This window comes from Intestinimonas sp. MSJ-38 (assembly GCF_018917925.1).
Classification (GTDB): Bacteria; Bacillota; Clostridia; order Oscillospirales; family Butyricicoccaceae; genus Pseudobutyricicoccus.
On record NZ_JAHLPO010000010.1, the window covers coordinates 80,342 to 106,585 of the forward strand.

Below are 26,244 nucleotides of genomic sequence, written 5' to 3' on the forward strand. Positions count from 1 at the left end.
TTGTTTATAATAAAGACAGTTTCCAGTGCATCTGCTTGCAGGAAGACAAAAGAAGCATGTTGCACAAAAGTGGAATACAAAATTTATGCAAAAAGGTGGGATAACCTATGGGCACCGACCGCAATCCCTATGAGAATTTTACCCACAATGTGGACGAGGCCGCCCAGCAGATGGGTCTGGACCGGGTGGCATATGAATTTGTGAAATACCCGGAGCGGCAGCTGAAAGTTTCCATCCCGGTGGAGATGGACGACGGCACCGTGCGCCTGTTTGAGGGCTATCGGGTGCAGCACTCCACCCTGCGGGGCCCCTGCAAAGGCGGCGTACGCTTTCACACCAGTGTCTGCGAGGATGAAGTCCAGGCTCTGGCCGGACTGACCACTCTGCAATGCGCTCTGGTGAACATCCCCTATGGGGGCGCTTATGGCGGCGTCAATGTGGATGTGAACGAGATTTCCCACAGAGAGCGCTGCCGTCTCACCCGGCGGTATACCGCTATGATCCTCCCCTTCATCGGCCCCAATGAGGACATTCCCGCCCCGGATATGAACACCGATGAAGAGATCATGGGCTGGATCATGGACACATACAGCATGATGAAGGGCCATGCCGTTCAGGGCATCGTCACCGGCAAACCCCTGGATCTGGGCGGTTCCCAGGGCATGGAAGAGGCTCCGGCCCAGGGCCTGACCTTTGTGGCCAGAGAAGTGCTCAAGCGGCTGAAAAAACCGGTGGACCTCACCACCGCCGCCGTGCTGGGCCTGGGCAAAGTGGGCTCCAGCGTGGCCCGGCTGATGTATATTGCCGGTATCCGCATTATGGCCGTGGGAGACATTACCGGCGCCCTCTATTGCCGCAGTGGCCTGCATATCCCTGGGGTGCTGGAACACCTGGCCCAGGGCGGCACGCTGGATAATTACCAGGAAGACGGTGTGCAGCACATTTCCATTGAGGAGCTGCTCCGTCTGGAATGCGATATTTTGGTTCCCGCCGCCGTGGAATGCCAGATCCACGAGAAAAATGTGCAGGAGATTGGGGCCCGTATTATTATTGAAGGGGCCAACTGCCCGGTCACCTGGAAGGCCGATGCTGTGCTGCGGGAAAAGGGCGTGCTGGTGGTGCCCGATATTCTGGCCAACGCCGGCGGCATGATCGTCTCCTATTTCGAATGGGTGCAGAACATTCAGACCCTGGTATGGGATGGGGACGAGGTCAGCCGTATGCTGCGGCAGATCATCCTCAAGGCCTTTGACGATGTGTGGACCAAGGCCCAGGAAGATCACATCACCCTGCGTCAAAGCGCCTATGCTCTGGCCCTGGAGCGGGTGTGCCGGGCCAAGAAGATCCGGGGCATTTTCCCATAATCCCGTAAGCACTCAGGAGGAAAAGGGCAATGAGCATCAGTATGTTCGATATTTTAGGGCCCATCACCGTAGGGCCCTCCAGCTCCCACACCGCGGGAGCGGTACGGCTGGGCTTGGCCTGCCGCACCATTTTGGGTGAAGAAGTGAAAAAGGCGAAAATCACCTTTTATGGCTCCTTTGCCGACACCTACCGGGGCCATGGTACCGACAAAGCGGTGATCGGCGGCCTGCTGGGCTTCAACACCGACAATGTGAAGATTCGGGAAAGCCTGCAGCTGGCCCAGTTCCGGGGAATGCAATATGGATTTTTCACCGGAGAAGAAGGTCGGTACCATCCCAACACCCTGGCCATCGAGGCCAGCGGCAAAAACACCACCATCTCCCTGCGGGGAGCTTCCATTGGCGGCGGACAGATCCGCATTCAGGAGCTCAACGGCTTTCCCATGGAGGCAGCCTGCCTGATGGATACCCTTTTGGTGGTCAACAAAGACTCCCCCGGCGTGCTGGCCAACATCGCCATCACCCTCAATGTGGCGGGATATAATATCGCCAATCTCCGCCTGGCCCGTACCAAGCGGGAGGGGGATGTGATCACCGTCATCGAAAGCGACGCCCGAGTGGACGAGGCCACCATCAAAAATCTGATGGGGGTACAGGATGTGCTCCGGGTGATCTCCATGCCGAAATTCTAGGCGGCGGAAAATCTCACGAAGAAAGCGGGGGTATTCCCCGTCAGGAGGAAGGTCTATGGACATCCCAAGCATTGATTATATTCTGGATGAAGCGGCCAAAAACAACATGGCCATCTGGCAGGTGGTGCTCAAGGAGGAGCAGGCCGAAAGCGGCATGAGCGAAGAGGACATCCGCGCCCGCCTGGAAGAATCCTATCAGGTGATGAAAAACGCTGCCATGGGCGGCATTTCCTCTGAGGTCAAGAGCATCAGCGGCCTCACCGGCGGCGATGCGGCCAAATACTACCGTCACTACCGCAACCGGAAAAACCTGATGGGTTCTCTGGAAGCCAAGGCCATGAGCTATTCTCTGGGCACATCGGAGTATAACGCCTCCATGGGCGTGATTGTGGCGGCTCCTACTTGCGGCTCTTCGGGCATTCTGCCTGGGGTGATGATCGCGGCCCAGGAGGAGTTTGGCTTTACCGATCGGGAGGCCGTCAACGGTTTGATCACCGCCGGCGGCATCGGCGCTGTCATTGCCACCCGGGCCACCATTTCCGGCGCGGCGGGCGGCTGCCAGGCCGAAGTAGGTTCGGCCGCAGCCATGGCGGCTGCCGCTCTCACCGAAGTGATGGGCGGCACAGCCAAGCAGTGCACTCATGCGGCGGCCATCGCTCTGAAAAACTGCCTTGGCCTGGCCTGCGATCCGGTGGCCGGGCTGGTGGAAGTGCCTTGCGTCAAGCGCAACGGCATCTATGCCACTTTTGCCATCGCCGCAGCGGATATGGCTCTGGCCGGGATCGAAAGTTTTATTCCACCCGATCAGGTCATCGATGCCATGTATCAGATCGGCATCAATATGCCATCTGCCGTGCGGGAGACCGCCGAAGGCGGTCTGGCCATCACACCCGCGGGGCTCAGTGCCAAGCGGCGGCTGCAATATTAAAATCCATTTATGCAGGAAGCCTCATTCTTGAAAGGGAATGAGGCTTTCTTTCCGTTCGGTCAACCTTTTTCTCTTCTCCGCCGTCAAAAGAACAGGAAGAACGGAAACAAGGAGGACCTTACATGATACATGGGAAAAAAGCTCTGCTGGCACTGGTGCTGGGGCTTCTTTTGATTTTGGGTGGCTGCGCCGGAAACCAGGGCACCTTTACCGGACGGGTGGAGCAGATCAGCGACTGGAGTCTGGTGGCCCGGGAGCCGGAAGAGGGGAAGGCCTACACCTTTTGGGCCAGGGAGACCAAATTGGATTTTCTCGGCTTGGGGGACATGGTACGCATCACTTATCGGGGAAAACTGGAGGAAAATAAGCCTTTGTCCATTGTGTCGGTGGAAAAAACAGAGAAAGCAGAAAAGGGATAAAAGTTCTTTCCTTTTGAAATCGGCCTGTGATATGATAAAAAGACGGGAAAACACAGGAGATCAAAGGAGGAAACACCATGAAATTGGGGATCATTCGATGCATGCAGACCGAAGATTATTGTCCGGGTACGGCGGATTTTAAAGCGGCCCGGCTTCATATGGGGGCTTTTGCCCAGGTGGAAGAGGAGATCGAAATCGTGGGCTTCACCAGCTGCGGAGGCTGCCCGGGTAAAAAAGCAGTGCTGCGGGCCAGAGAGCTGGTGAAACGAGGGGCGGATGCCATCGCCTTTGCCAGCTGCATCCAGAAGGGGACCCCCATCGGCTATCCCTGCCCTTTTCACCAGAAGATGCAGGAGCTGGTGGAAAAAGAAGTGGGCGAGGATATACGCATCCTGGAATGCACCCACTGAAAACAAAAGAGCGCGCCGCATTTGCGGCGCGCTCGAGCGTGTCGAAAAAGTGGCTTAGGCCACTTTTTCGAGTTTTTGCAAGGGGCTGTATGCACGCCTTTGGCGCACACTTGCCCCTTGAGAAGTGCAAAAAGCCACGCACAGGTCGCGGCTTTTTGCGGATTTATAGGGGTAGGGCGGACGACCCTTTTCGTTATATAGGTTTTTCGACAGTCTGGAGCGCGCCGCAAATGCGGCGCGCTCTTTTGCTCTTTATATAAGGAAGAGAAGTTTTAGTTCAGGCATTCCTGGAGTGCGGCCAGGGCCTGATCGATATCCTCCCGGGAAATGTCGTTGTTTGTGACAAAACGGAAGTGTCCCTGATCCTCGGGGCAGATCTTGACGCCCTTCTGAAGCATGGCCTGGGGGAGATTGTCCCGCAGGGACTGAGGCCGGTCGATGGTGAAGAAAACCATGTTGATCTCCACCGACTGGGGATCGCAGCAGATGCCCTCCATGGCGCTGAGTTTCTGAGCCATATACCGGGCGTTTTCGTGGTCTTCTTTCAGACGGGCTGGCATTTTGGTCAGGGCGATGAGAGCAGGAGCCGCGATGACGCCGGCCTGGCGCATACCGCCGCCCAGCATTTTACGGTTTTTCCGGGCCCGCTGGATGAATTCCCGGCTGCCGGCCAGCAGGGTGCCGATGGGAGCACACAGGCCTTTGGACAGGCAGCAGGACACCGAATCGGCGTACTGTGTGATCTCTTTCACATCCACACCCAGGGAAGCGGCGGCGTTGAACACCCGGGCGCCGTCCAGATGGACGGGGATATGGTGGCGCTGTGCCACCTGATAGACCTCTTTCATCACGGACAGGGGCACCACCCGGCCATTGGACAGGGCGTTTTCCATGCAGATTAGAGTGGTTTCCGGGAAGTGGATATCCACGCCGCGGATGGCTTTTTCGATCATGGATGCATCGGGGATGCCGCCTTCAAAATGGAGGGTGCGCATATTGGCGCCGGCCAGCACCGCCACAGCTCCCACTTCGTGCTCATAAATGTGGCAGCCGTCGGAGACGATGATCTCGTCCCCTCGTTTGCACCAGGTCATCACCGCCACCTGATTGCTCTGGGTGCCGCTGGACAGATAGAGGGCGGCTTCTTTCCCCAGGATACGGGCGCCTTCTTCTTCCAGACGGTTCACCGTGGGATCGTCCATGTACACATCGTCTCCCACCGGAGCTTCCAGCATGGCCTGGCGCATCTCCTCCGTGGGCTGGGTTACCGTGTCGCTTCGCAGATCGATGTAACGCATCATAAAACCCTTCTTTCCTCAGGATGGCTCCCGGCCTTCCTGATCAATTTAGACAAACAAAGTATACCAGAGGCCCGGGATTTTGTAAACGGCGGGGAAGCATTTGTGCCCTTCCTTCCATTGACATCCTTCCATGGAAATTATAAAATAAATCCATCAGATTCCGCAATTTGAAAAGGGCGTTGGCTCTTCAGTTTAAAAGACCGGAGGTCTCTCTTTTATGGATCAGATCGAATTGTTTCGGCAGATCGTCGCCAGCTGTGACGAGGCTTTGAAGGATGTTTTCCTGCGCCGGATGGAGGCTTCTGTCTGTATTGCCCAATCCAAATTCCAGGAAGGGGTGCCGGTCTATTCGGCCCGCCGGGAGGAACAGCTGCTCAGCAGCATTTCCATGGGCCTTTCTCCCGAACTGCAGATGAAAGCCCGGATGCTCTGGAAGTCCCTGCTTCGCATGAGCCGTAACCGGCAGTACCGGGTATTTCTGGAGCTGGATGAAGCTTTGTGCCTCAGCCATGAGAAGGATATCGTGTCCGGCCGGCCGGAAGGGGAGGGCTGCTGTGATGGAACTTTCCTACCCGCGGCCCAGAAGGCACTGGGGCTCACACTCCATCCCATGGAAAATGAGGAAGATGCTCTCAGCGCCGTGGAGCGGGGAGAGTATCCCTTCTGTGTGGTTTCTCTGCGGGGCGTTTATAAAACCGACGAGCTGTTCGATCAGCTGGACAAACGCAAGCTTTATCTGAATCACACCGAAGAAACCGAGGATGGCCGCCTGGCCGCAGTGATCTCTCCCAAGCTGTATCATCAGAAAGGCCAGGAGGGATTGATCAGCGCCGTATTTTATATGCCCTCGGAAAGCGGCTCTCTGGCCGGAGTGCTGTCGGTGCTGGCCGACAACAAGCAGAACATGGAGTTCATCCACCTGGAGAAAAGCGACTGGGCCGACGAGCTGCACCAGTTCCATCTGTATGTGGATTTCGACGGCTGCCTGGACAGCCTGGATACCCGGGCCGCCATCTACCAGCTGGAGACCGAGCTTCCCTATTTCCGCGTGGTAGGTTCCCGCAAAGCGCTGAAAAACAAAAAATAATGCAATGAAAAAAGCCCTTTCCGCTTTTCGGAAAGGGCTTCAGACTGTCGAAAAACCTATATAACGAAAAGGGTCGTCCGCCCTACCCCTATCAATCCGCAAAAAGCCGCGACCTGTGCGTGGCTTTTTGCACTTCTCAAGGGCGGGGCGCCCCGCTGGTCCGGTGGCCGGACGGCCATACTTTCTTTGGTCCGGTGTCCGGACGGCCATACTTTCTTTGCTTTTCTGCGTACAACCGGCCCGGCGCGGGAGCGCAGTATGGGAGCGGCGGCTCGCCGCCAGCGCGGGAGCGCAGTATGGGAGCGGAGGCACTCCGCCAGCCCCTTGCAAAAACTCGAAAAAGTGGCCTAAGCCACTTTTTCGACACGCTCAAGCCCTTTCCGCTTTTCGGAAAGGGCTTTTTGGTTTGTCTGTTTAGATGGCGTGGACGGTCTCCAGATAGTGGAGAAGCATTTTGACAGAGCCTTCCATACCGGTGCGGGTGGTGTCCAGGGTCATGTCATAGAGCTTGGCGTCGCCCCATTTTTGGTTGGTGTAGTGGTAATAATAATTGGCCCGGGCCTTGTCGTGCTTGAGGACGGTGCTCTTGATGCTGTCCTGCTCCTGGCCGTATTCCTTCACCGCCCGTTCCATTCTCTTTTCCAGGGGAGCGTGGAGGAAGAAGTGATAGCAGTTCTCCTCGGCCCGCAGCACATAGTCGGCACACCGGCCCACGATCAGGCAGGAGCCTTCGTCGGCCACTTTGCGGATCATATCAAACTGAGCCAGATAGAGTTTGTCATACAGAGAGAGTGTGTCAGGGCCATAAGCACCTACGCCCAGGCTGGTGGCCAGGGAATACAGGAGGCTGTTGGTGGCTTTGGATTCTGCCTGACGAAGCATTTCCTCGGAAAAACCGCTTTCCTCGGCTGCACGGCTGAGGAGCTTTTTGTCATAGAAAGGAATGTCCAGCGCTTCGGCCAGCTGTTGGCCGATGGCCAGACCGCCGCTGCCATATTCACGGCTGAGAGTGATGATGACTTTTTTCATATGCATACTCCTTGTGGATCCGGCCTTTCACAAACCGGATTGATTTGAACTGCTTCTATATCATATAGTTTAAAACAAAAACACCGCTTGCGCAAGCGCAAAATTGGTGAAAACAACCAAAGAGAATGGGGAGCTAGAGAAAAAAGAAGCAAAAGAGGGCAAAAAATGGGATTTTACCGGCAGATATATGGACAGAAGTTTGCAAATGTGATAGATTGATAGATAAGACTGGGGAATACCGGTCATTCTATATGCAATGGAGGATACAATGGAAACTTTCGTTTATGAACCCCAAGGTGTGTGCGCCAAACGGTATACCATCACGGTGGATAATGATAATGATACCATCCGTAATATCGAGATCGCAGGAGGCTGCCCGGGAAATCTGCTGGGCATCACCCATCTGCTGAAAGGAATGAAGGTGGATGAGGTCATCGAGCGCTTTGACGGCGTTCCCTGCGGCCTGAAGACCACCTCCTGCCCCGACCAGATCGCCCGGGCGCTCAAGGCTTATAAGCAGAAAAGCTAAAAGCCGCTTTATCAAATGACAAAAGAAATGAGATGAAACAAAATGTGTGAGCTGACGGTAAAAGAACTATTGCATCATCCCCAGGAGCATCTGGGGAAACAGGTGCATCTCCAAGGCTGGGTGCGCACGGTGCGGGATGTGAAGGCCTGCGCCTTTGTGGAACTCAACGACGGCTCTGTGGTAAAGAACATTCAGTTGGTCTGCCCCGGCGGCCAGCCGGTTTATGACATGGGCCGGGCTCTGACGGTGGGTACTGCGGTGGAAGCTCAGGGCACTGTCGCCGAGTCCCAGGGCAATCAGCCCATTGAAATCCAGGTGGAAAGCCTGCGGGTGGAAGGGGAGTGCCCCTCCGATTATCCCTTGCAGAAAAAGCGTCATTCGGTGGAATATCTCCGCACCATCGCCCATCTGCGCCCTCGCACCAACCTGTTCAACGCCGCTTTCCGTGTGCGCAGCGAAGCGGCCTTTGCCATCCATGAATTTTTCCATCAGCGGGGCTTTGTCTATGCCCATACCCCCATCATCACTGCCAGCGATGCAGAAGGGGCCGGGGACATGTTCCGGGTGACCACTTTGGATCTGGAGAACCTGCCCCGGGACAAAGAGGGGAAAGTGGACTATTCCCAGGACTTCTTCGGTTCGGGTACCAATCTGACGGTGTCCGGCCAGCTGGAAGCCGAGGTCTTTGCACTGGCCTTTAAGAACACCTACACCTTTGGTCCCACCTTCCGTTCGGAAAACTCCAACACCAGCCGTCATGCGGCGGAATTCTGGATGATCGAGCCGGAAATTGCCTTTGCCGATCTGAAGGACAACATGACGCTGGCCAAGGATATGATGCAGTTTATCATCCGCCGGGTGCTGGAGAGATGCCCTGACGAGATGGAATTCTTCAACAAGTTTGTGGACAAGGGCCTGCTGGAGCGGCTGCAGGCACTGGTGGATGTGGACGAGTTTGCCCATGTGACCTACACCGATGCCATTGATATTCTGCTGCCCCACAAGGATGAGTTCCAGTTCCCTGTGTACTGGGGCTGCGACCTGCAAAGTGAGCATGAGCGGTTCATCACCGAAAAAGTGTTCAAAAAGCCCACCTTTATGACCGATTATCCCAAGGATATCAAGTCTTTCTATATGCGCCTCAACGATGACGGCAAGACAGTGGCCGCCATGGATATGCTGGTTCCCGGCATTGGCGAGCTGATTGGCGGCAGCCAGCGTGAAGAGCGCTTTGATGTGCTGAAAAAGCGCATGGATGAGCTGGGAATGGAAGAGGCTCCTTACTGGTGGTATATGGATCTGCGGAAGTACGGCGGCACCAAGCACGCTGGCTACGGCCTGGGCTTTGAGCGGCTGATCATGTACCTCACCGGCATCAGCAACATCCGGGATGTACTGCCCTTCCCCCGTACGGTGGGCAGCGCCGACTTTTAAGAGGCGAGCCTATGGGTTTGACCATCGGTATTGACATCGGCGGCAGCACCACCAAAATCGTGGGCATGCGGGATGGGCAGATGATCTGCTCCATCCGGGTGCGGGCGGACGACCCGGTGACTTCGGCTTATGGAGCCTTCGGTAAATTCCTGGCGGACAATGGGCTGGAGCTGGGAGAGATCGCCGAGGTGCTGTGCACCGGTGTGGGCTCCTCCTTCATTCAGGGGGATATTTACGGCATCCCCACCCGGAAGGTGGACGAGTTCCGGGCCATCGGCCTGGGAGGACGGTTCCTCTCCGGCTGCGGTGACGCTATCATCGTGAGCATGGGCACCGGCACGGCCTTTGTCAAAGTGGAAGGGGAAACAATCTGCCACATCGGCGGCACCGGCGTAGGCGGCGGCACCCTGGTGGGGCTGTGCGACAAGATGCTGGGTGTGCGGGGAGTGGAACACATTCTCCATCTGGCGGAAAAAGGCAGTCTGTCCAATGTGGACCTGACCATTGGGGATATTTCTAAGGCGGCCATCTCCAACATGGACAAGGAGACCACCGCCTCCAACTTCGGCAAGGTCAGCGATATGGCTGCGCCGGAGGACCTGGCTCTGGGTGTCTGCAATCTGGTGTTCCAGACAGTGGGAACCCTGGCGGCCTTCTCCGCCCGGGGCGCCGGTATACGGGATGTAGTGCTCACCGGCAACCTGGCCATGGTGCCTATGGCCAGAAAAGTGTTTTCCGATTTTGAAAAGCTCTACGACGCACGGTTCATCATACCCGACAACGCCGACTTTGCTACCGCCCTGGGGGCGGCTTTGGCCGGACGGTAAGGGTTTGAAAGGATAATGGAAGTATATAAAATTGGAGGTAATCGTATGGATCTGACAAAAGCCACACGCGCTGAGCTGGAAGAGGAACTGAAAAAGCTCAATGAAGAGTACGAAGGCTATAAGGCCCGGGGCCTGAAGCTGGATATGTCCCGGGGCAAGCCCGGCGCTGACCAGTTGAATGCCTGCGAAGGGATGCTGACGGTGGTCAAGACCAGTGAGGACACCGTCTATCAGGGCCTGGACACCCGCAACTACGGCACCCTGGAAGGCATTCCCGCCTGCCGCCAGATGTTTGCTGATCTGCTGGAAGTGCCGGTGGAGCAGGTGCTGGCCGGAGGCAACTCCAGCCTGACCTTTATGTATGACACCGTGGACCGTTTGATGGTCTTCGGCGCCGCTGGTGTGGATGAGCCCTGGCTGAAAAAGGACAATGTGAAGTTCCTTTGCCCGGTGCCTGGCTATGACCGTCATTTTGCCATCTGCGAGCAGTTCGGCATTGAGATGATCAACATCCCCATGGATGACAACGGCCCCGATATGGACATGGTGGAAAAGCTGGTGGCTGAGGACGAGAGCATCAAGGGCATCTGGTGCGTTCCCAAGTTTGCCAACCCCTCGGGCGTTGTGTACAGCGATGAAGTGGTGCGCCGTTTTGCCGCCCTCCAGCCCAAGGCACGGGATTTCCGTATTTTCTGGGACAATGCTTACATCATCCACGGCATCACCGACGAGGATATCCAGATCCCCAACATCATCGAGGAATGCGCCAAGGCGGGCAAGCCCGACATGGTGTTTGAGTTCTGCTCCACCTCCAAGGTCTCCTTCCCCGGCGCTGGCGTCTGTGCCTTCGCCGCAAGCCCGGCCAACATCGCCTGGCAGAAAAAGTACATGAAGGCCCAGCAGATCGGACCGGACAAGATCAATCAGCTGCGCCATGTGCTCTTCTTCAAGGATGCCGCCGGTCTGAAGAACCATATGGAGATCCACAAGAAGATGCTGCGGCCCAAGTTCGACGCCGTGATCAACACCTTGGAAAAGAACCTGGCCGGTACCGGAGCTGGCAGCTGGACTGTGCCCAAGGGCGGCTATTTTGTCAGCTTTGACGCCATGGAAGGCTGCGCCAAGCACACCCAGCAGCTGTGTAAGGAAGCGGGCATCGTCATGACCGGGGCCGGCGCCACCTATCCCTATGGTAAGGACCCGAAGGACAGCAATCTGCGTATTGCTCCTTCCTATCCTCCCATTGAGGAGCTGCAGCTGGCCATGGAAGTGTTCTGCGTCTGCGCCAAGAAGGCCGCCGTGGAAAAACTGCTGGCTCAGTAAGCAGAAAATCAAAAAAGAATAAAGCTCCCGCAAAGGGAGGTTTCGCTGTGGGCAGAGGATATGTCCTCTGCCCACAGCCGCGTCTGGGAGGCAAATGTTCTCTTTTTGCATCGGGAAAACCGGTGTAAAAAGGGGATCTTTGAACAATCTGTACAGAAAAGAGGGGAAAATTTACGAAAAATCCTCTTTTTGTTGACGGAATCCCAGGGGTGGAGTATAATAATCGTTGCTTTTCAAAAAGCGTCACGCTTTTCATAAAGGAGGAAACAACAGGACAATGAAAAAGAGCATTCTCACTTTCGTTTGCTCACTGTTAGTCATAGCACTGCTTGGCTTTACAGTATGGCACGGGGTGGATCTGGGCTTCACACAGATTCCCAGCATCACCGACACCGAAAACGGCGTGCGGCTGGGCCTGGATCTGGTGGGCGGTTCCATCATCACCTTTGAGGGCACGGCCGACGAGGATATGCCTGCCGAGGAGCTTAGCCGCAACATGGAAATCGTTGTGGATATGCTTCGTCAGCGTCTGGACTTCCAGGGCCTCACCGAAGCTCAGGTATACCAGGCCGGTGACCGGCGGGTCACAGTGGAGATCCCCTCCATCAGCGATCCCGAAGAAGCTGTGCAGACTCTGGGCTCTACCGCTCAGCTGCAGTTCCTGGATGACGACGGCAATGTGATCCTGGAAGGCAACCAGGTGGCCGATGCCACCGCCGAATACGGCGCCATCGACAGCACCGGTGTCAAGCAGAATTATGTCTCTCTGGAGCTCACCGACGAAGGTCTGGAGATCTTTACCGAGGCCACAAAGAAAGCGGCCGCGGCTGAGTCGGAAGGCAAGAACCACATCAATATCGTCATGGACGGCCAGACCATCAGCAGCCCTGCTGTGAGCAGCCAGTATGCAGAAACCGGCATCACCAGCAAGGAAGTGATGATCACCGGCGGCTTCACCGCAGAGGAAGCAGGCCTCCTGGCCAATAACATCGCCCTGGGCCAGCTGCCCTTTGGCCTGGAGCAGGTGGAGATGCGCAGCGTGGGCGCTCAGCTGGGTATGACTGCTCTGACCAGCAGCATCAAGGCCGGCGTCATCGGCGTGCTGCTTGTGATGATCTTCATGATCGCGGTGTATCGTCTGCCCGGCGTCGTCTCCTGTGTGGCTCTGCTGTTCTACTGCGTGCTGGAGGGACTGGCGCTGGTGATCTTCAAGGTCAACCTGTCTCTGCCCGGCATCGCCGGTATCATCCTGTCCATCGGCATGGCCGTGGACGCCAATGTGGTTATCTTTGAAAGAATCAAGGAAGAACTGCGGGCGGGCAAGACCATCCGTTCGGCCATCGATTCCGGTTTCCATCGGGCGTTCTCCGCCATTTTGGACAGTAATATCACCACCTTTATCGCTGCGGCCGTGCTCTATTTCTTCGGCAAGGGCACCATCGTGGGCTTTGCCATCACCCTGGGCCTGGGCATTATCCTGTCCATGTTCACTGCTCTGACTGTGACACGGATGCTGCTCAACAGCCTGGTAGGTATGAAAGTGACCAACATCCGGCTGTACGGTGCTCGTGAAGGGAGGGATGCGTAATGCTGAAGACATTCAGTGCTACAAAAAACTTCAAATATTGCGCCATCCTTTCGGTGCTGCTCGTTGCCGCAGGTCTTGTGGCTTTGCTGGCGGCTCCCTTTGGCGTCAATCTGTTTAATCTGGATATCGATTTTGCCGGCGGTACATCCTTCACCTATCAGCTGAACGAAGCGGTTACTCCCGATGTGATCGACAAGGTGGAGGACTCTGTGGCCGATGTGGCGGGCAAGACGGTTTCCGCCGTGCCCACTGGCGACGGCACCCAGGTGCTCATCAAAACCAAGAACCTTTCTTCCGAGGATCGGGAAAAGCTCCATGAGGCCATGAAGACCACCTTCTCTCTGGAGGACGATGCCCGGCAGGATGTGCAGAATGTCAGCCCGGCCGTGGGCAAGGATATGCAGGCCGCGGCCGTCAAGTCCTCTCTGGTGGCTGCTCTGCTGATGCTGCTGTATATCACCATCCGTTTTGACTTCAAGTCCGGTTTTGCCGCTGTGATCTGCCTGATTCACGATGTGCTGGTGATGATCAGCGCCTATGTGATCTTCCAGCTGCCGGTGAATATGAACTTCATCGCCGCAGCCCTTACCATCTTCGGCTATTCCATCAACGCCAGTATCATCACCTTTGACCGCATTCGCGAAAATCAGAAGCTGTCCCGTCGGGAAAGCTATGACGCCATTGTGGACAAGAGTGTGCGCCAGAGCTTTACCCGGAATATCAACACCACACTGACCACGCTGTTTACCATCGTGCTCATCATCTTTACCGGTGTTTCCTCTCTGGTGAATTTCGCCATTCCCATCACCGTTGGCATTGTCAGCGGCGCTTATTCTTCCATCTTCGTGGCCGCTCCTCTGTGGGCCCTGCTGAAGAAGCATCAGAAAAAAGCGAAATAAGCCTGTTTCAGATCCCCGTCTTTTCACAAGACGGGGATCTTTATGGTTGCATATTCCAGAAATTTCATATTTTGTCGAATGATGTCGAAAGTTGCGACGAAAAAGGGGTTTAATTTGTCGAAAAACTGTGGGACAATGAAAAAGGAGAAAAGATACCCCGGCGCCAGGCGGCCGCCGGGAAACTCTTGCTCCCCCTGGTTTCTTTGTGGTACAATAGCCCCAAACCAAAATGACCGGAAGGAAAACTGCGGGGGAGGAAATGGCATGAAGTGCCTGTATTGCGGATATTTGGAGAGTAAAGTGGTGGATTCCCGGCCCACCGATGAGGGCAGCTGCATCCGCCGCAGGCGGGAGTGTTTGTCCTGCGGCCGGCGGTTCACCACCTATGAAACGGTGGAGAGCGTACCGCTGGTGGTCATCAAGAAAGACGGTTCCCGTCAGGCTTTCAGCCGCAGCAAAATGCTTAGCGGTTTGGTGAAGGCCTGTGAGAAACGGCCGGTGACCATGTCCGCTTTGGAAGAAATCTGCGATGAGATCGAGCAGAAGCTCTCCAATTCCCTGGAGAGGGAGATCAAATCCGAACAGATCGGTGAACTGGTGATGGAACAGCTGAAGCAGGTGGACGAAGTGGCCTATGTGCGCTTTGCTTCGGTATACCGGCAGTTCAAGGACATCGGCACCTTTATGGAGGAGCTGAGCAAGCTGATCCATACCAAGCCTCAATGACAACAAAAAAGCCGCCTGACACAACATGGTGTTTGGGCGGCTTTTTGCTGACATGGGTCACAGGATGTTTTCCCAGGTGGGGTCGTCACTGGAGGGCAGGCGCAGCAGCAGATACCGAAGCAGCCGGGCCTTTTGATGGTACTCTCGATCCTTCTCCACTTCCAGGCAGCCCTGACATTCCTCCAGCACCTGGCCGATTTCCTCGATGGAGGAATGAACATAAAAGGTGGACAGGAGAGGGGACAGGCGCTGATATCGGCTTTCCAGGGCGTCCAGAGCGCCGCTGCGGGCCTCTTCGGCCCACAGGGGTACTTCTTCCGCCAAGGAGGAAGAGAGGCTCCTGGTGTATCTGTGGGCGAAAAAAGCACCGGTGAGAGTGATCAGCAGCAGGAATGCGGCAATATAGGTGCGGGTCATGGCTATTTTCCCTCCTTTCGGAAAAGAAGGATGTTGCCGCTGCGATCGGCGCACAGGAGAAACACCTGCTTCAGGCTGGAGAGCAGATTGGCTTTTAGGATGGAATCCAGCCAGGCCTCATCCCGGCCGATGGCCTGCAGGTTTTCCCGGTAGAGAACGCCGTCCGAGACGATCAGTTCCATGGGTGGGGAAGGTTTGGGGGATTTTCCCAAAGTGTCCAGAGTCACCGCCTGTGCGCCTGGAAAGAGCAGCAGGCTCACCTGGCCGTTTGTCTCCACCTGAGCAAATTGGATGGAACGCAGATCGAATACATCTTTGAGCCGCAGGGTCTCGAACACATCGTCTAGGGTCATGCGCACTTTGCGCAGGGCCTGCTGGTCCGGAACGCCGTTACGGATGATCTGCACCGGCCGTCCGCTGAGCAGCCGCCGCAGTTTCTGACTGCGCATGGACAGCACCGACAGGAAGATCTCGGCGGCGATCAGGGTCAGAATGGGCACCAGGCCATGGAGCAGAGGAATGTTCAGATCCTGCATGGGCACCGAGGCCACGGCAGAGATCAGAATGGTTATGACAAACTCGGTGGCCTGCATTTCGGCCACCTGCCGTTTGCCCATCAGCCGAAAGGCTGCAATGATGAAGATGTAAAGAAGAATGGTGCGGAAAAAAGGAACCAACATCGTGATATCACCCTGTGTTAGTGTGCCGATGGAATGGGAAAATATTCCCCGGACTTTGTGACAGGCGAAAAAAGGCCTGTTGTTTTTAACCGGTCATAGATATTCTGGCGCAGGAACGGGGGACATTTTATAATAATGGTGGATACACAGCTGGCAATTTTCGTAGAGACAGAGAGGAAAGGATAGAATGGGACAGACCAAGGAACTGGCCGAAGTGCTGAAACGGCAGGAAGAAGAGCTGGAACGGACAAAGCAGCGTCTGGGGCAGAATATCAAAGCTCGTCGGGAGGCGTTGGGATACAGTCAGGAAAAGCTGGCCTTTCTGTCGGGCATGGGCGCCGCCCATTTGGGAAACATCGAAAGGGGAAGCGATAAAAACAACCCCACCATCTCCACTCTGGCCAAGATTGCCGGCGGCCTGCATACTTCGGTGGAAAAGCTGCTGGAGGGTACAGGTACACAATCGGGAGAGGAAGAAAATGGTTAAAATCAAATTTTTTTAAAAAATTTGAAAAAAACACTTGCCAAATGGGGGACACTGTGGTAGTATCTTTCTTGCACCCGGGTGTGGCGCAGTTTGGTAGCGCGCTTGAATGGGGTTCAAGAGGCCGGAGGTTCGACTCCTCTCACTCGGACCAAGTGAATGAAAGAAAAAGGGCTTGAAACTAAAAATTTCAAGCCCTTTTTCTCGTTGTAAGATTTTTTTCGTGATGCCCGATAAAGCAATTTGTAAGCAATAGACTGCAATCGTTTTTTATAGCGCATCCGTGATTTTGCGAAGATCTTCGAAGGAAACATCTTGATAATGCCGCAGCATTTCATTGCTGGTATGTCCGATTAGCTCCAGCTTGTCTTTGTCAGCCCCCGGTGCTCTTTTCATCAGGGTAGCAAAAGTGTGGCGGCAGGAATGCGGCGTATATCTGTGCCGTTGTGCCCCTTCCGGCCCCTCCATGGGGTTTTCTACGCCGCAAGCGTCCAACACGCGATAAAATTCATCCCGGTATTGTACTAGCGACATAGGGCTGCTATCGGGCCCGCAAAACACAGGGCCGCTGGTTTTATCTTGAACCAGTCGATCGACGATAGGCTGTATCCGTGGAGATACCGTCACCACCCGATCCCGGCCAGCGTCCGTCTTGGAACCACCTACAAAAGCTCGCTCTTGTCGATTGTAATTTTTCGCATCCAGGGCCAGCAGCTCGGAGGGACGGAAGCCCAGGTAGCACTGGCAAAGAACATAATCTGCAAAAGGAACGGAGCCTACAGCTGTACGGATCGCTTCGACGGCATCATCCGGCAGAGCGGCTCTGTCTGCTGTTTCACCGCCGCCGACAATCAGATATTGCCCAAGATTCAGAGATGCCATGTGGCGGGGGATAGCATATTTGTAGAGCAGCCCGGCCAGGGCCTTCATATTCTCTCGGGTACGCTTGCCTTTGGGACAGTCATCGATACATTCCTGCAGATCATCAATGTCGATCTGGTCGAACGCCATGGGCCAGATTGGGCGGAAATACTTTTCTGCCGCAGCATAGCAGTCCATGGTGCTCTTTCCGGCCCGGTGAGTAGGCTTCCAGGCATCGTACATGGCTGCCCAGTTAAGCATCTTTTTTCGGGCTTTGCTGGTTAGCTGGGGCAGGTATTCCAAGGCTTCTTTTTTGGTTTTAAAGCCACTTTTACTACGGGTGGTTTTGTGTATTTTTCCGTTTTCATCAGTCATGTATCCCAGCACACGCACCGCTGTCCAGGTGCGGCCCCGTTTGTAAACTGACCCAGTGCCGTTTCCTCGGCTTTTGGTGTTTTGTGTCACTTTTTGCTTTACTCCACACACCAGACAAAAATTCGATTCGTCCGGTATTTCTGCGTGGCATTTTCGACATTTCATTGACACTTTCCCCCTATTCGTTTAGAATAAAGGGGCAGAGACCTCGCTCAAGGATTCTGCCCCTGCTCCCCGTTCAGTGCTTCCGACACTGGGCGGGGATTTTTATTTGCTTTTTTATAATTTAGCCTAGATGTTTTACACAATCTATTTGTTTTCATTTATAGCGATATATTTAAATTTCCATGTAAATACAAACACATTGCCTTCATTGCAAATGTTTCCGTTACTCCAAAATGTTCTGCTAGTTCCCACGGTGAGGTAAGACCAATGGAAAGTGCTCGATCAAATTCATTTCTGGGAATAAGTCTACTGATGGCCCATTTATCTGCTCGATTTTCATGGCGTTGTCGAATATCCTGAGCGACCCAGCGATTATAAAAACTTCCAGTGGCACAATGGCCTAGTTCATGGGCTAGATGCACCCGTTTATCAGCTTCGCTTTCAAGAACACCATAGTCCATTCCGATATAATATTTTCTATCGCTCTGAATACACATAGATCCATTTTCCGGAATGTCAAGAAGAATGACCGGGATATTGGAATTTTGCGCAACATCAAAAAGCTCGGTGGTATTCATTGCTTTTTCTCCTTTTCCGCCTCCTCTCGCAGTTTTACCATTTTAGCAAAGCGTTTTACCTCATCAAACATAGCATCAGTGATTTCCCCATCACCACCGAAAAGGGCAAATTTAATATCATCATCGTTGACAGAACGCTCGCCCATTGGGGCGGGCGTTTTGTCGTCTCTTCCCAGAATATAATCCACGCTTACATCAAAAAATTCTCCAAAGCGAAGAAGCGTTTCATTGTCGGGTTGCCGTTTCCCAGTTTCGTATTGAGAAATGGTGCTTTCAGCTATTCCAAATTCGGCACCAAGTTGTTTCATTGTCAAATGGCGAGACTTCCTTAATTCGCGTAGACGATTTCCCATGACTTTCCCTCCATTTTGTTTGTGATCATTTTAAACTTTACGATTTGAAAAGTAAATAGAACTTTTCAAATCGTGAAGAATAACTTGACAAATCGTGAAAATGGTGATATTATCCTCTTGTACTTCACAAAATGACAAGTTTGGGAGGTGAGATAATGCGAGAGTGGCTTCGAAAGTTGAGAAATGAGAAAGGGCTCACCATGAAGGATATGGGGGAGAAACTTGGCATTTCGGAAAGTTATTATTGTGCTATCGAAAATGGAGATCGGCAAAAGAAAATGGATATGATGATTGCATCTGGATTGGCAACTATTTTCGAAATTTCTGTTTTGAGCATTGTGACATATGAAGAACAGTGGAAAAACTAAGAAAATCGGCTATAGGACTATATCGGATTAGCCTAAATATAACTCTACATCAACGATAGCCCAATAAACAGGACAGAAAGGAAGGAGTGTGAAGCATGACGCTCAATGATATTAAAGTTATGGAGAAAGAGTGTCTCTCTCCTGCAATTGTGGCTCAGGTGATTGGCTGCGATCCTCATTACATACGCCTGCAAGCCAGACAGAATCCTGCCGCTTTGGGCTTCCCGGTAAATGTGCAAGGTACTCGCACGAGAATCCCTCGCAGAGCATTTATCCGCTGGATGGAAGGAAAAGCGGAGCCAAATAGATCCAGGTAAATAGACACCTATTTTAGTTCAAAAGCGGGCCGGGGACGGGTCGCTTGGTCAAGTGCGCCCAAAATACAGGAAATTGGGGCACTTGGCCACCCGATATCACCGAGCAAAGCCCCCTCATGTAGGAGGTTTTGCTGGCTGATATGCCAAGCACCTTGAGAATTGAATAAAGCGGGATGGATACATTCTGTCTGGGACAAGCCCGGCGGCTGGTGCGCCAGGAGACCTTCCGAAAAAAGAAGGAGGAGCGAGCACCACCAGGCCGCAGGATCAGGGCGGCACCTGATCGGCCATGACCTCCAGCCAGGACAATGATACTCCCTTGCAGCCATAGTCCGAGCGCGCTAACAGCCGTCACAGGCCATGGGCAAGGCTCCGGCGGATGCCGGAGGGGGAGAGACCCGTGGAGCCGTGCCACCGGCCATCCATCCCGCTGTAAAAAAACACATTGAAAGGAGGGAAAACTTATGAATCCTATGGATTTTCCGTATTACTACGGGCAGGAAGCGATACAGTACACCTTTTATCGTATTCCAAAGCTTCTTTTTTCCAGCAGCCGTTTTCAAGACTTAGATGCTGAGAGCAAAGTGCTGTATGGCTTGCTGCTTGATCGTATGCAGCTCTCATTAGAAAATGGATGGGTCGATGAAGAAAACAGAGTGTATGTGTACTTTACCGTAGAAGATGCTATGAAAATGCTGGGATGCCGAAAAGAAAAAGCACTAAAACTTTTTGCCAAACTGGATGAGAAGACCGGAGTTGGCCTGATTGAACGAAAACGGCAAGGGCAAGGGAAACCTATTCGAATTTATGTGAAGCGGTTCTACGAAAAGCAATCTAGTTCTTAAAATTAGATAACCCAGAGGTCGGAATTTCAGACCTCTAGAAGTCCGAAAATCGAACCCTAATAAGACTGATAGAATAAGACTGAGTATATTATTAAAATATAATATATATACTACCCGAAAAAGAAATATACTAACAGGTAAATTAAAAGAGACTAAGTAAAGGAGAGTGGGGCCGCCCCCAAAGGCGGGCCCCCTTCTTCTTTTCGGCAAGGAGGAAAAGAGAGATGAAGATCATCGCATTGGCAAATCAGAAAGGTGGAGTTGGCAAAAGCACCACGGCGGCCAACCTGGGAATCGGGCTGGTAAGAGAGGGCAAGAAGGTGCTGCTGGTGGATGCCGACGCCCAGGGAAATTTGACCCAGATGCTGGGCTGGCAGCCGGACGAGCTGGAGACCACCTTGTCCACCATGCTGGAAAAGGTGATGACCGACACACCCATCGCCTTCAAGGAGGGAGTGCTGCTCCACGAAGAAGGAGTGGAACTGATGCCTGCCAACATTGACCTGTCGGCGGCGGAAGTGTCGATGATGAATCAGCTGAGCCGGGAGACCTTGCTGCGGCGTTATTTGGAGACATTGGCTGATGCCTATGATTACATCTTGATCGACTGTATGCCCTCCTTGGGGATGATGACAATCAACGCATTGGCCGCAGCAGATCGTGTGATTATCCCGGTACAGGCACAGTACCTTCCGGCCAAAGGGTTGGAACAGCTGCTGCGCAGTGTGTTCCGGGTAAAGCGCCAGCTCAATCCTGGCCTGGATGTGCTGGGAATCCTGGTGACCATGGTGGATCGGCGCACCCGGTTGTGCAAGGACATGAGCGGAGTGCTGCGGGATACATACAAAAATCTGGTGTTGACCACGGAGATCCCGTTTGCTACCCGGCTGGCAGAAATGAGCGCATCCAGCCAGAGCATCTATCGATATGATCCGCAAAGCAAGGCGGCGGCAGCCTATCAGCAGTTGGCCAGGGAGGTGCTGCTCCATGAGTAAAATGCCGAATATTCGGCTGACCAGCGTGGAAGACCTTTTCAAGACGGATGAGGAGCGCCAGACAGACAAGCTGGAGAAGGTGCAGATCGTTCCGGCGGATCAGGTACACCCCTATCCCCGGGAGCCTTATCAGGTGGATCGGGCGACCGCTGATCTGGTGCAGCTGATGGACAGCATCCAGAGGGTGGGTATTGCAGAGCCGATGATCGTTCGTCCTCGCACAGAGGGAGGATACGAGATCATAGCCGGACACCGGCGGGATTACTGTGCGAGGAAGCTGGGACTTCCGGATCGCCCGGTAATTGTGCGAGAGTATGACGATGCCACGGCAGATGTGCTTATCAGCGATTACAACATCACCCGAGAAGATCTTCTTCCCAGCGAGCGGGCCAGAGCCTACGCCCTTTGGATGGATGGCATGCGGCGTACTGCTGGAAGACCTTCTAAAAATTCTCTTCAAAATGAAGAGAATTTCAGAAACGGCTCGTCAGAAAATTCTCTTCAAATTGAAGAGAATTTCAGAAACGGCTCGTCAGAAAATTCTCTTCAAATTGAAGAGAATTTGATGGGTAAGCTGTCCGTGGAACTTTTGGCGGAGCAGGTGCAGGAAAATGTGAGCACCGTCCAACGCTATATTCGCCTGACACATCTGATCCCGGCGCTGCTGGATCGTGTGGATGAAAAGAAGCTGGGATTTATTCCAGCGGCGGATTATTTGCACAAACTTACCGAGAAGGAACAAGTGATGCTGGAGATGGTGATGGCACAAGAGCAGGTGTCCCCCAGTGTGGATCAGGCGCAGCAGCTGAAACGGCTGAGTGAAGCCGGGGAGCTTACAGAAGCTGTGCTCCGGCAGATCATGGCCAAAAAGGCCAAGGAGAAGAAAGTGGTTCTCAAAGAAACCAGCCTGGGAGAGTATTTTCCGCAAGATTATACCCCTAAGCAGATGGAGGATGTGATTCTGCATCTGCTGAAAGATTGGAAAGCGAGGCAGGAATAAGAAAAGAATGAAACCTGGCTGTTTTCGTGGAAGCCCAGCGTGATTATCGCCGCCTGTTTCATATCCAGCTGAAGCCGAAAAAAGAACAAGAGCGATAAAAAATAAGCCTGTTTCCCTTTTGGAGACAGGCTTTTTCTATGCCAGAAAAGAAAGGGGGAGCGCAATGACGAAGGACGAAGTTGCAAAAGCACGGGAGATGGATCTGCTGACTTATTTGCGCCGGTATGAGCCAGATGAGCTGGTGCATTTCAGTGGCAATACATACTGCACCCGCACCCATGACAGTTTGAAGATCTCCAATGGCAAATGGTACTGGTGGAGCCAAGGGATCGGAGGGCGCAGCGCTCTGGATTATCTGACAAAGGTTAAGGGGGTGGAGCTTCGCCAGGCGGTGGAGATCCTGGCCGGAGCGCCCAGGCCCTCTGTCCATGAAAAGATTGCAAAGCAAAAAGAAGAAGCTATCAAGTTGATACAGCTTCCCCCAAGACACGCCAATAACCGGCGTGTCTTTGCTTATCTCAGCGGCAGCCGGGGAATTGACCCAGAAATTATCAACCACTGCATCAAGGCCGGGCAGTTGTATGAGGATGCCAAACACCATAACTGCGTATTTGTAGGGTTTGATGGTAAAACGCCCAAATATGCCATGCTCCGTGGCACACTCACCAGCAGCGCCTTTGTAGGGGAAGCTCCAGGAAGTGATAAGCGGTTTGGATTCATAGTGCCCCGACAGGGGCAAGAACGCAGTACAGTGTGCGTCTTTGAAAGTGCCATCGACGCGCTCTCGTATCTCACCCTTATCAAAGGCGAGGAAAAAGATTGGCGTCAGGCCAGCACTTTATCACTGGGTGGAATCCATGTGGGAGAAAAGGAAAAGATGACAAAATTCCCCGTGGCTTTGGAGCACTATCTGAAAACCAACGACCAAATCAGAAAAATCATACTGTGCCTTGATAACGACGGACCAGGCCGGGCTGCTGCTCAGGAGATCCGCCATCAGCTGGAAGAGCGGTATGAGAGACGGTATGAAGTAGTAGACAATCCGCCCAGAGATGGGAAGGATTACAATGAGCTGCTGCAAAAAATAAAGGGGCTGCGTGGTAAGGTGAAGACCCGCGGACAGCCAGGAAAGGGTATGGAACGATGAGAAGTAGAACGGATTTGATAGCCTATGAAAAGCTGAAAACGGTGCGGCAATGGGCAAAATTGGGCTATTTGCCTATCCAGGATGCCGAAGGTATTCTTCTCTGGACAAACAATTTTCATCAGGGAAAGAGTAGGTATTATGGGCCGGATGATGTGGAAAAGGCATCGGAAGAAGCTCTTCAGGAATTTTTTGCGCCGGAGAAAAGGCGTAGAAGGGAACAGCAGCAGCGCTGGCGTCAGAAGAAACAGATGGAAAAGCAAATGGAAAAGGGCTGGGAATCTGTCCGAGGGCAATGGAGCGTTTGTCCTCCGTTGAAAGGGATCGTGATCGATACGGAAACAACAGGACTGGATTGTGAGAACGATGAAATTTTGCAAGTGTCCATTGTGGATCTGGATGGCAATCTTCTGTTCAATAGCTATATTCGGCCCTATTTGAAAACTCAATGGCCCGATGCCCAAAGGATCAACCACATTACTCCGGAGATGGTGCAGGATGCTCCTTATCTGCATGAGGTGGCCCCTCGGCTTAGGGGCATCTTCCGGGCGGCTGAGCTGGTGATTGGCTACAATACCAGCTTTGATCTGGATTTTCTGTGGCCAGCTCTGAAAAGAGAGCCGCCGGTCTCAAGAATCTATGATGTGATGCTGGTGTTTGCCCCTATCTTTGGGCAGTGGGACAGCAAAAATGAGACTTACAAGTTTCAAAAGCTGTCTACCTGTGCCGACTACTTTGGCTATATCCCCACGGTGGAGTACCACAACAGCCTGGGTGATGTTATGGCCACGCTGTATTGCTATGAAAAAATCATGGAAAGAGGGGAAGAAAATGCTGAATAAAGCGATTCTGATGGGGCGGCTTACTGCCGATCCCGAGTTGAAACATACGCCGGAAAACACTCCGGTTACATCCTTCACCTTGGCCGTAAATCGCACATTTGGACAGGATCAGCAAGCTGATTTTATTGACATTGTGGCCTGGAGGAACACCGCAGAGCTCGTGTGCAAGTGGTTTTGTAAAGGAATGCAAATGGCCGTTTGCGGCAGAATCCAGACCCGTACCTGGGAGGATAAGCAGGGCAACAAGCGTAAATCGGTGGAAGTAGTCGCCAATGAGGTATACTTTGCCGATCGGAAAAAGGGGTTGGAAGATTCTCTCCCGATAGAAGAAGGTGAATAGAGATGGATCGGAGAATAGCAGGGCAACTAACCCTTCGCTTGGATCAGGAATCCATTCAACGGCTGGGAGAGCTGGCCGGACAAAAAAGCATGACGGCTGGTGAGCTGATCGAATCCTTCATCAATGATCTGACCCATGGGCCGTATAGCAACGGAAGCGATGAGCGGATGAAGGCAGAAGATTGGATAGAGCGGAGTACTTTGTATTGGTCAGATTCGCTGTTGAAGTATCTAACAGAAAATGGAATATCTGCTGATCGGTTTTTGGCTGTTTGGAGAGAACTTCAAACGGAGATCGAAGATGAAGAATGGAGGGAAGAACTGGAAGAGGAGTGGCGGTATTACATTTCTGATTTTCTGGAATGCGGTGGCCAAAAATTAGACCTGGATCGAGAAATTGAGCGAGTCTACCAATGGCAAAAATCGCAAGATCAACTTCTGGGGGAAATGGGTGGAAATGGATATTTGGAAAGCGGAAAAAGATCATTTTCCCAACGCCCTATCAGCAGAGAGAAACTGGAAGAAATGACCTTTTTAAGAAAGCCCTCTTTGGTCTTTATGGCCTGGCTTGATCCGGACGGGAAAGCTCGGAAAGGAGAGTGGAGAATCTTCCGGCATGGGTGGTTTTACAACGGGCTGGATATGGATAGTCTGGCCGACTATGGGAAGAAGATCATTGCCTTTGACGATGAGCCCAGGTGGGAAGCAGATGAAGGATTTTTCTTTTCGGACGGAGTTGATTCCAATCAGCGAAGCAACCTTTCAGAACCCCGGAGAAAGGAAGAAATCACGGAGGAATAAGGAAGAAAGATTGGGGAAACGCCCGGAGGGCGAAAGACACCGCAGCGTGTTGCGGTGTCTTTGCAAGCATAGCATTTGTATATACACAAATGCGGCTTGTTAAGGGGATACCCCCTAATACCCCCAATCGCCGCAGGGCGGAAAGGAGAGTAACGAACCATGCGGAAACGGGAGAAGGCCGTGCTTTTTTGGATGACGCCGAAGGAATATGAGCACTTAAAAAAACAGGCGTCATTGTCTGGAATGACGATTTCCGGATTGCTTCGAGCGGCGATTCGGGGACAGGAGATTCGCCCTCGCCCACCAGAAAATCTTGCCGAATTATTACGGCAAATATCCGCCGTGGGCAACAACATCAACCAGATCGCCAAGGTGGCCAACAGTTCCAAATTCATTCGATCGGAAGATATCGAAGCGATCCAAAAAATGCAGGATGAATTGTGGCAGGCTATCAAAGAACTTTAGGAAAAATCAACTGGAAGGAGGGATGCTGTGGGATATACAAAGATCTTTGCCATCCGGCAACGGCTGGATAAGACAGTGGCTTATGCGGCCAACGAAGAAAAGACCTGTTTGGACAAGCTGGTGGATTATGCAGCCGATCCAGAAAAGACCGAGATGCGGTTGTATGAAAGTTGTATCAACTGCAAAAATGTGGATAATGCTTATGAAGTAATGGTATCCACAAAAAGGAAATGGGGAAAGGAAGATGGCGTGCAGGGATACCACATCATCCAATCCTTCAAACCGGGAGAGGTAACGCCAGAACAGGCTCATACCATCGGAATGGAATTTGCTCAAAAGCTCTTTGGGGATCGGTATGAGGCAGTGGTGGCCACCCACCTGAACAAGCATCATTATCATAATCACATCGTTATCAATTCTGTGTCTTTTGTGGATGGGAAAAAGTATCACTCCAACCAGAAAAGCTATTTTCAAATGCTGCGGGCAGAATCCGATCGGTTGTGCCAGGAACATGGCTTAGCGGTCATCAAGCCCAAGGCAAAAGGCAAACAGTATCCTGAGTGGGAAGCCGAGCAAAAGGGAACCGGCACATTACGCAGTGCCATCCGGGAGGATATCGACGCTGCGATCCGATATTCCTATACCATGGAAGATTTCTG

At 53.1% G+C, this 26,244-nt stretch carries 32 protein-coding genes, 1 tRNA gene and 1 pseudogene; 26 read left to right on the forward strand and 8 right to left on the reverse strand.

Going from position 1 to position 26,244, the window contains the following annotated elements:
• Positions 1-107: 107 nt before the first annotated feature.
• From KQI26_RS08080 to KQI26_RS08100, 5 genes are all read left to right on the forward strand, one after another.
• Positions 108-1,364 carry a Glu/Leu/Phe/Val dehydrogenase gene (locus KQI26_RS08080; RefSeq protein WP_216504015.1) on the forward strand — a complete coding sequence of 419 codons (1,257 nt, stop codon included), beginning with the start codon at positions 108-110 and terminating at the stop codon, positions 1,362-1,364.
• 29 nt (positions 1,365-1,393) lie between these two features.
• Positions 1,394-2,056: an L-serine ammonia-lyase, iron-sulfur-dependent subunit beta gene (gene sdaAB / locus KQI26_RS08085; protein WP_216504016.1), complete on the forward strand. Its 663-nt coding sequence runs from the start codon at positions 1,394-1,396 to the stop codon at positions 2,054-2,056.
• Positions 2,057-2,111: 55 nt separating this feature from the next.
• A complete protein-coding gene (sdaAA, locus tag KQI26_RS08090; RefSeq protein WP_118426121.1) occupies positions 2,112-2,984 on the forward strand; it encodes an L-serine ammonia-lyase, iron-sulfur-dependent, subunit alpha in 873 nt (290 codons plus the stop codon).
• 122 nt (positions 2,985-3,106) lie between these two features.
• A complete protein-coding gene (locus KQI26_RS08095; protein ID WP_118748342.1) occupies positions 3,107-3,403 on the forward strand; it encodes a hypothetical protein in 297 nt (98 codons plus the stop codon).
• A 77-nt stretch (positions 3,404-3,480) separates the two neighbouring features.
• A complete protein-coding gene (locus tag KQI26_RS08100; RefSeq protein ID WP_216504017.1) occupies positions 3,481-3,813 on the forward strand; it encodes a CGGC domain-containing protein in 333 nt (110 codons plus the stop codon).
• 272 nt (positions 3,814-4,085) lie between these two features.
• On the opposite strand, the gene ltaE is transcribed toward KQI26_RS08100, so the two are convergent.
• Positions 4,086-5,114, reverse strand: coding sequence for a low-specificity L-threonine aldolase (gene ltaE, locus KQI26_RS08105; RefSeq protein WP_371744110.1), 1,029 nt, complete (start codon positions 5,112-5,114; stop codon positions 4,086-4,088).
• Between the two features lie 217 nt (positions 5,115-5,331).
• On the opposite strand from ltaE, the gene KQI26_RS08110 reads away from it, so the two are divergent.
• Complete coding sequence (locus KQI26_RS08110) at positions 5,332-6,201, forward strand: chorismate mutase (RefSeq protein WP_216504018.1); 870 nt, start codon at positions 5,332-5,334, stop codon at positions 6,199-6,201.
• 414 nt (positions 6,202-6,615) lie between these two features.
• On the opposite strand, the gene KQI26_RS08115 is transcribed toward KQI26_RS08110, so the two are convergent.
• Entirely contained in the window at positions 6,616-7,230 is a 615-nt protein-coding gene (locus KQI26_RS08115; protein WP_216504019.1) for an AAA family ATPase, read from the reverse strand.
• 268 nt (positions 7,231-7,498) lie between these two features.
• Here KQI26_RS08115 and KQI26_RS08120 point away from each other — a divergent pair, with 268 nt between their 5' ends.
• From KQI26_RS08120 to nrdR, 7 genes are all read left to right on the forward strand, one after another.
• Complete coding sequence (locus KQI26_RS08120) at positions 7,499-7,759, forward strand: TIGR03905 family TSCPD domain-containing protein (protein ID WP_118428165.1); 261 nt, start codon at positions 7,499-7,501, stop codon at positions 7,757-7,759.
• Positions 7,760-7,801: 42 nt separating this feature from the next.
• Entirely contained in the window at positions 7,802-9,193 is a 1,392-nt protein-coding gene (gene asnS, locus KQI26_RS08125) for an asparagine--tRNA ligase (protein ID WP_118748338.1), read from the forward strand.
• 11 nt (positions 9,194-9,204) lie between these two features.
• A complete protein-coding gene (gene coaW, locus KQI26_RS08130; RefSeq protein WP_118748337.1) occupies positions 9,205-10,020 on the forward strand; it encodes a type II pantothenate kinase in 816 nt (271 codons plus the stop codon).
• 45 nt (positions 10,021-10,065) lie between these two features.
• A complete protein-coding gene (locus KQI26_RS08135) occupies positions 10,066-11,343 on the forward strand; it encodes an aminotransferase class I/II-fold pyridoxal phosphate-dependent enzyme (protein WP_216504020.1) in 1,278 nt (425 codons plus the stop codon).
• 277 nt (positions 11,344-11,620) lie between these two features.
• The gene (secD, locus tag KQI26_RS08140) at positions 11,621-12,931 is read left to right on the forward strand and encodes a protein translocase subunit SecD (RefSeq protein ID WP_216504021.1); all 1,311 of its coding nucleotides are present in this window, start codon (positions 11,621-11,623) and stop codon (positions 12,929-12,931) included.
• Positions 12,931-13,830 carry a protein translocase subunit SecF gene (secF, locus tag KQI26_RS08145; protein ID WP_216504022.1) on the forward strand — a complete coding sequence of 300 codons (900 nt, stop codon included), beginning with the start codon at positions 12,931-12,933 and terminating at the stop codon, positions 13,828-13,830. The genes secD and secF overlap by 1 nt, the downstream gene beginning before the upstream one ends.
• 264 nt (positions 13,831-14,094) lie before the next feature.
• Entirely contained in the window at positions 14,095-14,556 is a 462-nt protein-coding gene (nrdR, locus tag KQI26_RS08150) for a transcriptional regulator NrdR (RefSeq protein ID WP_216504023.1), read from the forward strand.
• Between the two features lie 57 nt (positions 14,557-14,613).
• On the opposite strand, the gene KQI26_RS08155 is transcribed toward nrdR, so the two are convergent.
• Positions 14,614-14,973 (reverse strand): DUF4363 family protein, encoded by a 360-nt coding sequence (locus tag KQI26_RS08155; RefSeq protein WP_216504024.1) that lies wholly within the window; start codon positions 14,971-14,973, stop codon positions 14,614-14,616.
• Between the two features lie 2 nt (positions 14,974-14,975).
• On the reverse strand, positions 14,976-15,653 hold the full coding sequence (locus tag KQI26_RS08160) for a DUF421 domain-containing protein (RefSeq protein ID WP_216504025.1): 678 nt from the start codon (positions 15,651-15,653) through the stop codon (positions 14,976-14,978).
• Between the two features lie 187 nt (positions 15,654-15,840).
• Here KQI26_RS08160 and KQI26_RS08165 point away from each other — a divergent pair, with 187 nt between their 5' ends.
• Positions 15,841-16,140, forward strand: a complete 300-nt coding sequence (locus tag KQI26_RS08165; RefSeq protein ID WP_216504026.1) for a helix-turn-helix domain-containing protein — start codon at positions 15,841-15,843, stop codon at positions 16,138-16,140.
• A gap of 74 nt (positions 16,141-16,214) precedes the next feature.
• Positions 16,215-16,291, forward strand: a tRNA-Pro gene (locus KQI26_RS08170).
• Between the two features lie 116 nt (positions 16,292-16,407).
• Here KQI26_RS08170 and KQI26_RS08175 read toward each other — a convergent pair.
• From KQI26_RS08175 to KQI26_RS08185, 4 genes and pseudogenes are all read right to left on the reverse strand, one after another.
• Entirely contained in the window at positions 16,408-17,385 is a 978-nt protein-coding gene (locus tag KQI26_RS08175; RefSeq protein ID WP_216504027.1) for a tyrosine-type recombinase/integrase, read from the reverse strand.
• 93 nt (positions 17,386-17,478) lie between these two features.
• Positions 17,479-17,538, reverse strand: a pseudogene (locus KQI26_RS15755) (zinc-ribbon domain-containing protein); the annotation flags it as partial.
• 158 nt (positions 17,539-17,696) lie between these two features.
• Positions 17,697-18,116: an ImmA/IrrE family metallo-endopeptidase gene (locus tag KQI26_RS08180; protein WP_216504028.1), complete on the reverse strand. Its 420-nt coding sequence runs from the start codon at positions 18,114-18,116 to the stop codon at positions 17,697-17,699.
• Positions 18,113-18,469, reverse strand: coding sequence for a helix-turn-helix domain-containing protein (locus KQI26_RS08185; protein ID WP_216504029.1), 357 nt, complete (start codon positions 18,467-18,469; stop codon positions 18,113-18,115). Before KQI26_RS08185 ends, KQI26_RS08180 begins: the two co-directional genes overlap by 4 nt.
• Positions 18,470-18,624: 155 nt before the next feature.
• Here KQI26_RS08185 and KQI26_RS08190 point away from each other — a divergent pair, with 155 nt between their 5' ends.
• From KQI26_RS08190 to KQI26_RS08240, 11 genes are all read left to right on the forward strand, one after another.
• Positions 18,625-18,837: a helix-turn-helix transcriptional regulator gene (locus KQI26_RS08190; RefSeq protein ID WP_253292742.1), complete on the forward strand. Its 213-nt coding sequence runs from the start codon at positions 18,625-18,627 to the stop codon at positions 18,835-18,837.
• 95 nt (positions 18,838-18,932) lie between these two features.
• On the forward strand, positions 18,933-19,154 hold the full coding sequence (locus KQI26_RS08195) for a hypothetical protein (RefSeq protein WP_216504031.1): 222 nt from the start codon (positions 18,933-18,935) through the stop codon (positions 19,152-19,154).
• 464 nt (positions 19,155-19,618) lie between these two features.
• Positions 19,619-19,999, forward strand: a complete 381-nt coding sequence (locus KQI26_RS08200) for a replication initiator protein A (protein WP_253292743.1) — start codon at positions 19,619-19,621, stop codon at positions 19,997-19,999.
• Positions 20,000-20,223: 224 nt separating this feature from the next.
• On the forward strand, positions 20,224-20,994 hold the full coding sequence (locus KQI26_RS08205; protein ID WP_216504032.1) for a ParA family protein: 771 nt from the start codon (positions 20,224-20,226) through the stop codon (positions 20,992-20,994).
• Entirely contained in the window at positions 20,987-21,994 is a 1,008-nt protein-coding gene (locus KQI26_RS08210; RefSeq protein WP_216504033.1) for a ParB/RepB/Spo0J family partition protein, read from the forward strand. Before KQI26_RS08205 ends, KQI26_RS08210 begins: the two co-directional genes overlap by 8 nt.
• A 163-nt stretch (positions 21,995-22,157) precedes the next feature.
• Positions 22,158-23,141 carry a DUF3991 and toprim domain-containing protein gene (locus KQI26_RS08215; RefSeq protein WP_216504034.1) on the forward strand — a complete coding sequence of 328 codons (984 nt, stop codon included), beginning with the start codon at positions 22,158-22,160 and terminating at the stop codon, positions 23,139-23,141.
• Positions 23,138-23,980 carry a 3'-5' exonuclease gene (locus KQI26_RS08220; RefSeq protein ID WP_216504035.1) on the forward strand — a complete coding sequence of 281 codons (843 nt, stop codon included), beginning with the start codon at positions 23,138-23,140 and terminating at the stop codon, positions 23,978-23,980. The genes KQI26_RS08215 and KQI26_RS08220 overlap by 4 nt, the downstream gene beginning before the upstream one ends.
• Positions 23,970-24,320, forward strand: coding sequence for a single-stranded DNA-binding protein (locus KQI26_RS08225; RefSeq protein ID WP_216504036.1), 351 nt, complete (start codon positions 23,970-23,972; stop codon positions 24,318-24,320). The genes KQI26_RS08220 and KQI26_RS08225 overlap by 11 nt, the downstream gene beginning before the upstream one ends.
• 2 nt (positions 24,321-24,322) lie before the next feature.
• The gene (locus KQI26_RS08230; RefSeq protein WP_216504037.1) at positions 24,323-25,120 is read left to right on the forward strand and encodes a hypothetical protein; all 798 of its coding nucleotides are present in this window, start codon (positions 24,323-24,325) and stop codon (positions 25,118-25,120) included.
• Between the two features lie 159 nt (positions 25,121-25,279).
• The gene (gene mobC / locus KQI26_RS08235) at positions 25,280-25,585 is read left to right on the forward strand and encodes a plasmid mobilization relaxosome protein MobC (protein ID WP_216504038.1); all 306 of its coding nucleotides are present in this window, start codon (positions 25,280-25,282) and stop codon (positions 25,583-25,585) included.
• Between the two features lie 27 nt (positions 25,586-25,612).
• On the forward strand, positions 25,613-26,244 hold a 632-nt coding region (locus KQI26_RS08240), incomplete at its 3' end, for a relaxase/mobilization nuclease domain-containing protein (RefSeq protein ID WP_216504039.1).

What these genes read in the sequence shown, in the direction of transcription:
- KQI26_RS08210 (WP_216504033.1), top strand. Translation starts at nt 20,987, where the DNA reads ATGAGTAAAATGCCGAATATTCGGCTGACCAGCGTGGAAGACCTTTTC.
- nrdR (WP_216504023.1), top strand. Translation starts at nt 14,095, where the DNA reads ATGAAGTGCCTGTATTGCGGATATTTGGAGAGTAAAGTGGTGGATTCC.
- KQI26_RS08115 (WP_216504019.1), bottom strand. Translation starts at nt 7,230, where the DNA reads ATGAAAAAAGTCATCATCACTCTCAGCCGTGAATATGGCAGCGGCGGT.
- KQI26_RS08165 (WP_216504026.1), top strand. Translation starts at nt 15,841, where the DNA reads ATGGGACAGACCAAGGAACTGGCCGAAGTGCTGAAACGGCAGGAAGAA.
- KQI26_RS08200 (WP_253292743.1), top strand. Translation starts at nt 19,619, where the DNA reads ATGAATCCTATGGATTTTCCGTATTACTACGGGCAGGAAGCGATACAG.
- KQI26_RS08135 (WP_216504020.1), top strand. Translation starts at nt 10,066, where the DNA reads ATGGATCTGACAAAAGCCACACGCGCTGAGCTGGAAGAGGAACTGAAA.
- mobC (WP_216504038.1), top strand. Translation starts at nt 25,280, where the DNA reads ATGCGGAAACGGGAGAAGGCCGTGCTTTTTTGGATGACGCCGAAGGAA.
- coaW (WP_118748337.1), top strand. Translation starts at nt 9,205, where the DNA reads ATGGGTTTGACCATCGGTATTGACATCGGCGGCAGCACCACCAAAATC.
- KQI26_RS08215 (WP_216504034.1), top strand. Translation starts at nt 22,158, where the DNA reads ATGACGAAGGACGAAGTTGCAAAAGCACGGGAGATGGATCTGCTGACT.
- KQI26_RS08180 (WP_216504028.1), bottom strand. Translation starts at nt 18,116, where the DNA reads ATGAATACCACCGAGCTTTTTGATGTTGCGCAAAATTCCAATATCCCG.
- KQI26_RS08080 (WP_216504015.1), top strand. Translation starts at nt 108, where the DNA reads ATGGGCACCGACCGCAATCCCTATGAGAATTTTACCCACAATGTGGAC.
- KQI26_RS08205 (WP_216504032.1), top strand. Translation starts at nt 20,224, where the DNA reads ATGAAGATCATCGCATTGGCAAATCAGAAAGGTGGAGTTGGCAAAAGC.
- secF (WP_216504022.1), top strand. Translation starts at nt 12,931, where the DNA reads ATGCTGAAGACATTCAGTGCTACAAAAAACTTCAAATATTGCGCCATC.
- KQI26_RS08185 (WP_216504029.1), bottom strand. Translation starts at nt 18,469, where the DNA reads ATGGGAAATCGTCTACGCGAATTAAGGAAGTCTCGCCATTTGACAATG.
- ltaE (WP_371744110.1), bottom strand. Translation starts at nt 5,114, where the DNA reads ATGATGCGTTACATCGATCTGCGAAGCGACACGGTAACCCAGCCCACG.
- sdaAA (WP_118426121.1), top strand. Translation starts at nt 2,112, where the DNA reads ATGGACATCCCAAGCATTGATTATATTCTGGATGAAGCGGCCAAAAAC.
- KQI26_RS08225 (WP_216504036.1), top strand. Translation starts at nt 23,970, where the DNA reads ATGCTGAATAAAGCGATTCTGATGGGGCGGCTTACTGCCGATCCCGAG.
- KQI26_RS08195 (WP_216504031.1), top strand. Translation starts at nt 18,933, where the DNA reads ATGACGCTCAATGATATTAAAGTTATGGAGAAAGAGTGTCTCTCTCCT.
- KQI26_RS08110 (WP_216504018.1), top strand. Translation starts at nt 5,332, where the DNA reads ATGGATCAGATCGAATTGTTTCGGCAGATCGTCGCCAGCTGTGACGAG.
- KQI26_RS08120 (WP_118428165.1), top strand. Translation starts at nt 7,499, where the DNA reads ATGGAAACTTTCGTTTATGAACCCCAAGGTGTGTGCGCCAAACGGTAT.
- secD (WP_216504021.1), top strand. Translation starts at nt 11,621, where the DNA reads ATGAAAAAGAGCATTCTCACTTTCGTTTGCTCACTGTTAGTCATAGCA.
- KQI26_RS08230 (WP_216504037.1), top strand. Translation starts at nt 24,323, where the DNA reads ATGGATCGGAGAATAGCAGGGCAACTAACCCTTCGCTTGGATCAGGAA.
- asnS (WP_118748338.1), top strand. Translation starts at nt 7,802, where the DNA reads ATGTGTGAGCTGACGGTAAAAGAACTATTGCATCATCCCCAGGAGCAT.
- sdaAB (WP_216504016.1), top strand. Translation starts at nt 1,394, where the DNA reads ATGAGCATCAGTATGTTCGATATTTTAGGGCCCATCACCGTAGGGCCC.
- KQI26_RS08190 (WP_253292742.1), top strand. Translation starts at nt 18,625, where the DNA reads ATGCGAGAGTGGCTTCGAAAGTTGAGAAATGAGAAAGGGCTCACCATG.
- KQI26_RS08155 (WP_216504024.1), bottom strand. Translation starts at nt 14,973, where the DNA reads ATGACCCGCACCTATATTGCCGCATTCCTGCTGCTGATCACTCTCACC.
- KQI26_RS08100 (WP_216504017.1), top strand. Translation starts at nt 3,481, where the DNA reads ATGAAATTGGGGATCATTCGATGCATGCAGACCGAAGATTATTGTCCG.
- KQI26_RS08160 (WP_216504025.1), bottom strand. Translation starts at nt 15,653, where the DNA reads ATGTTGGTTCCTTTTTTCCGCACCATTCTTCTTTACATCTTCATCATT.
- KQI26_RS08095 (WP_118748342.1), top strand. Translation starts at nt 3,107, where the DNA reads ATGATACATGGGAAAAAAGCTCTGCTGGCACTGGTGCTGGGGCTTCTT.
- KQI26_RS08220 (WP_216504035.1), top strand. Translation starts at nt 23,138, where the DNA reads ATGAGAAGTAGAACGGATTTGATAGCCTATGAAAAGCTGAAAACGGTG.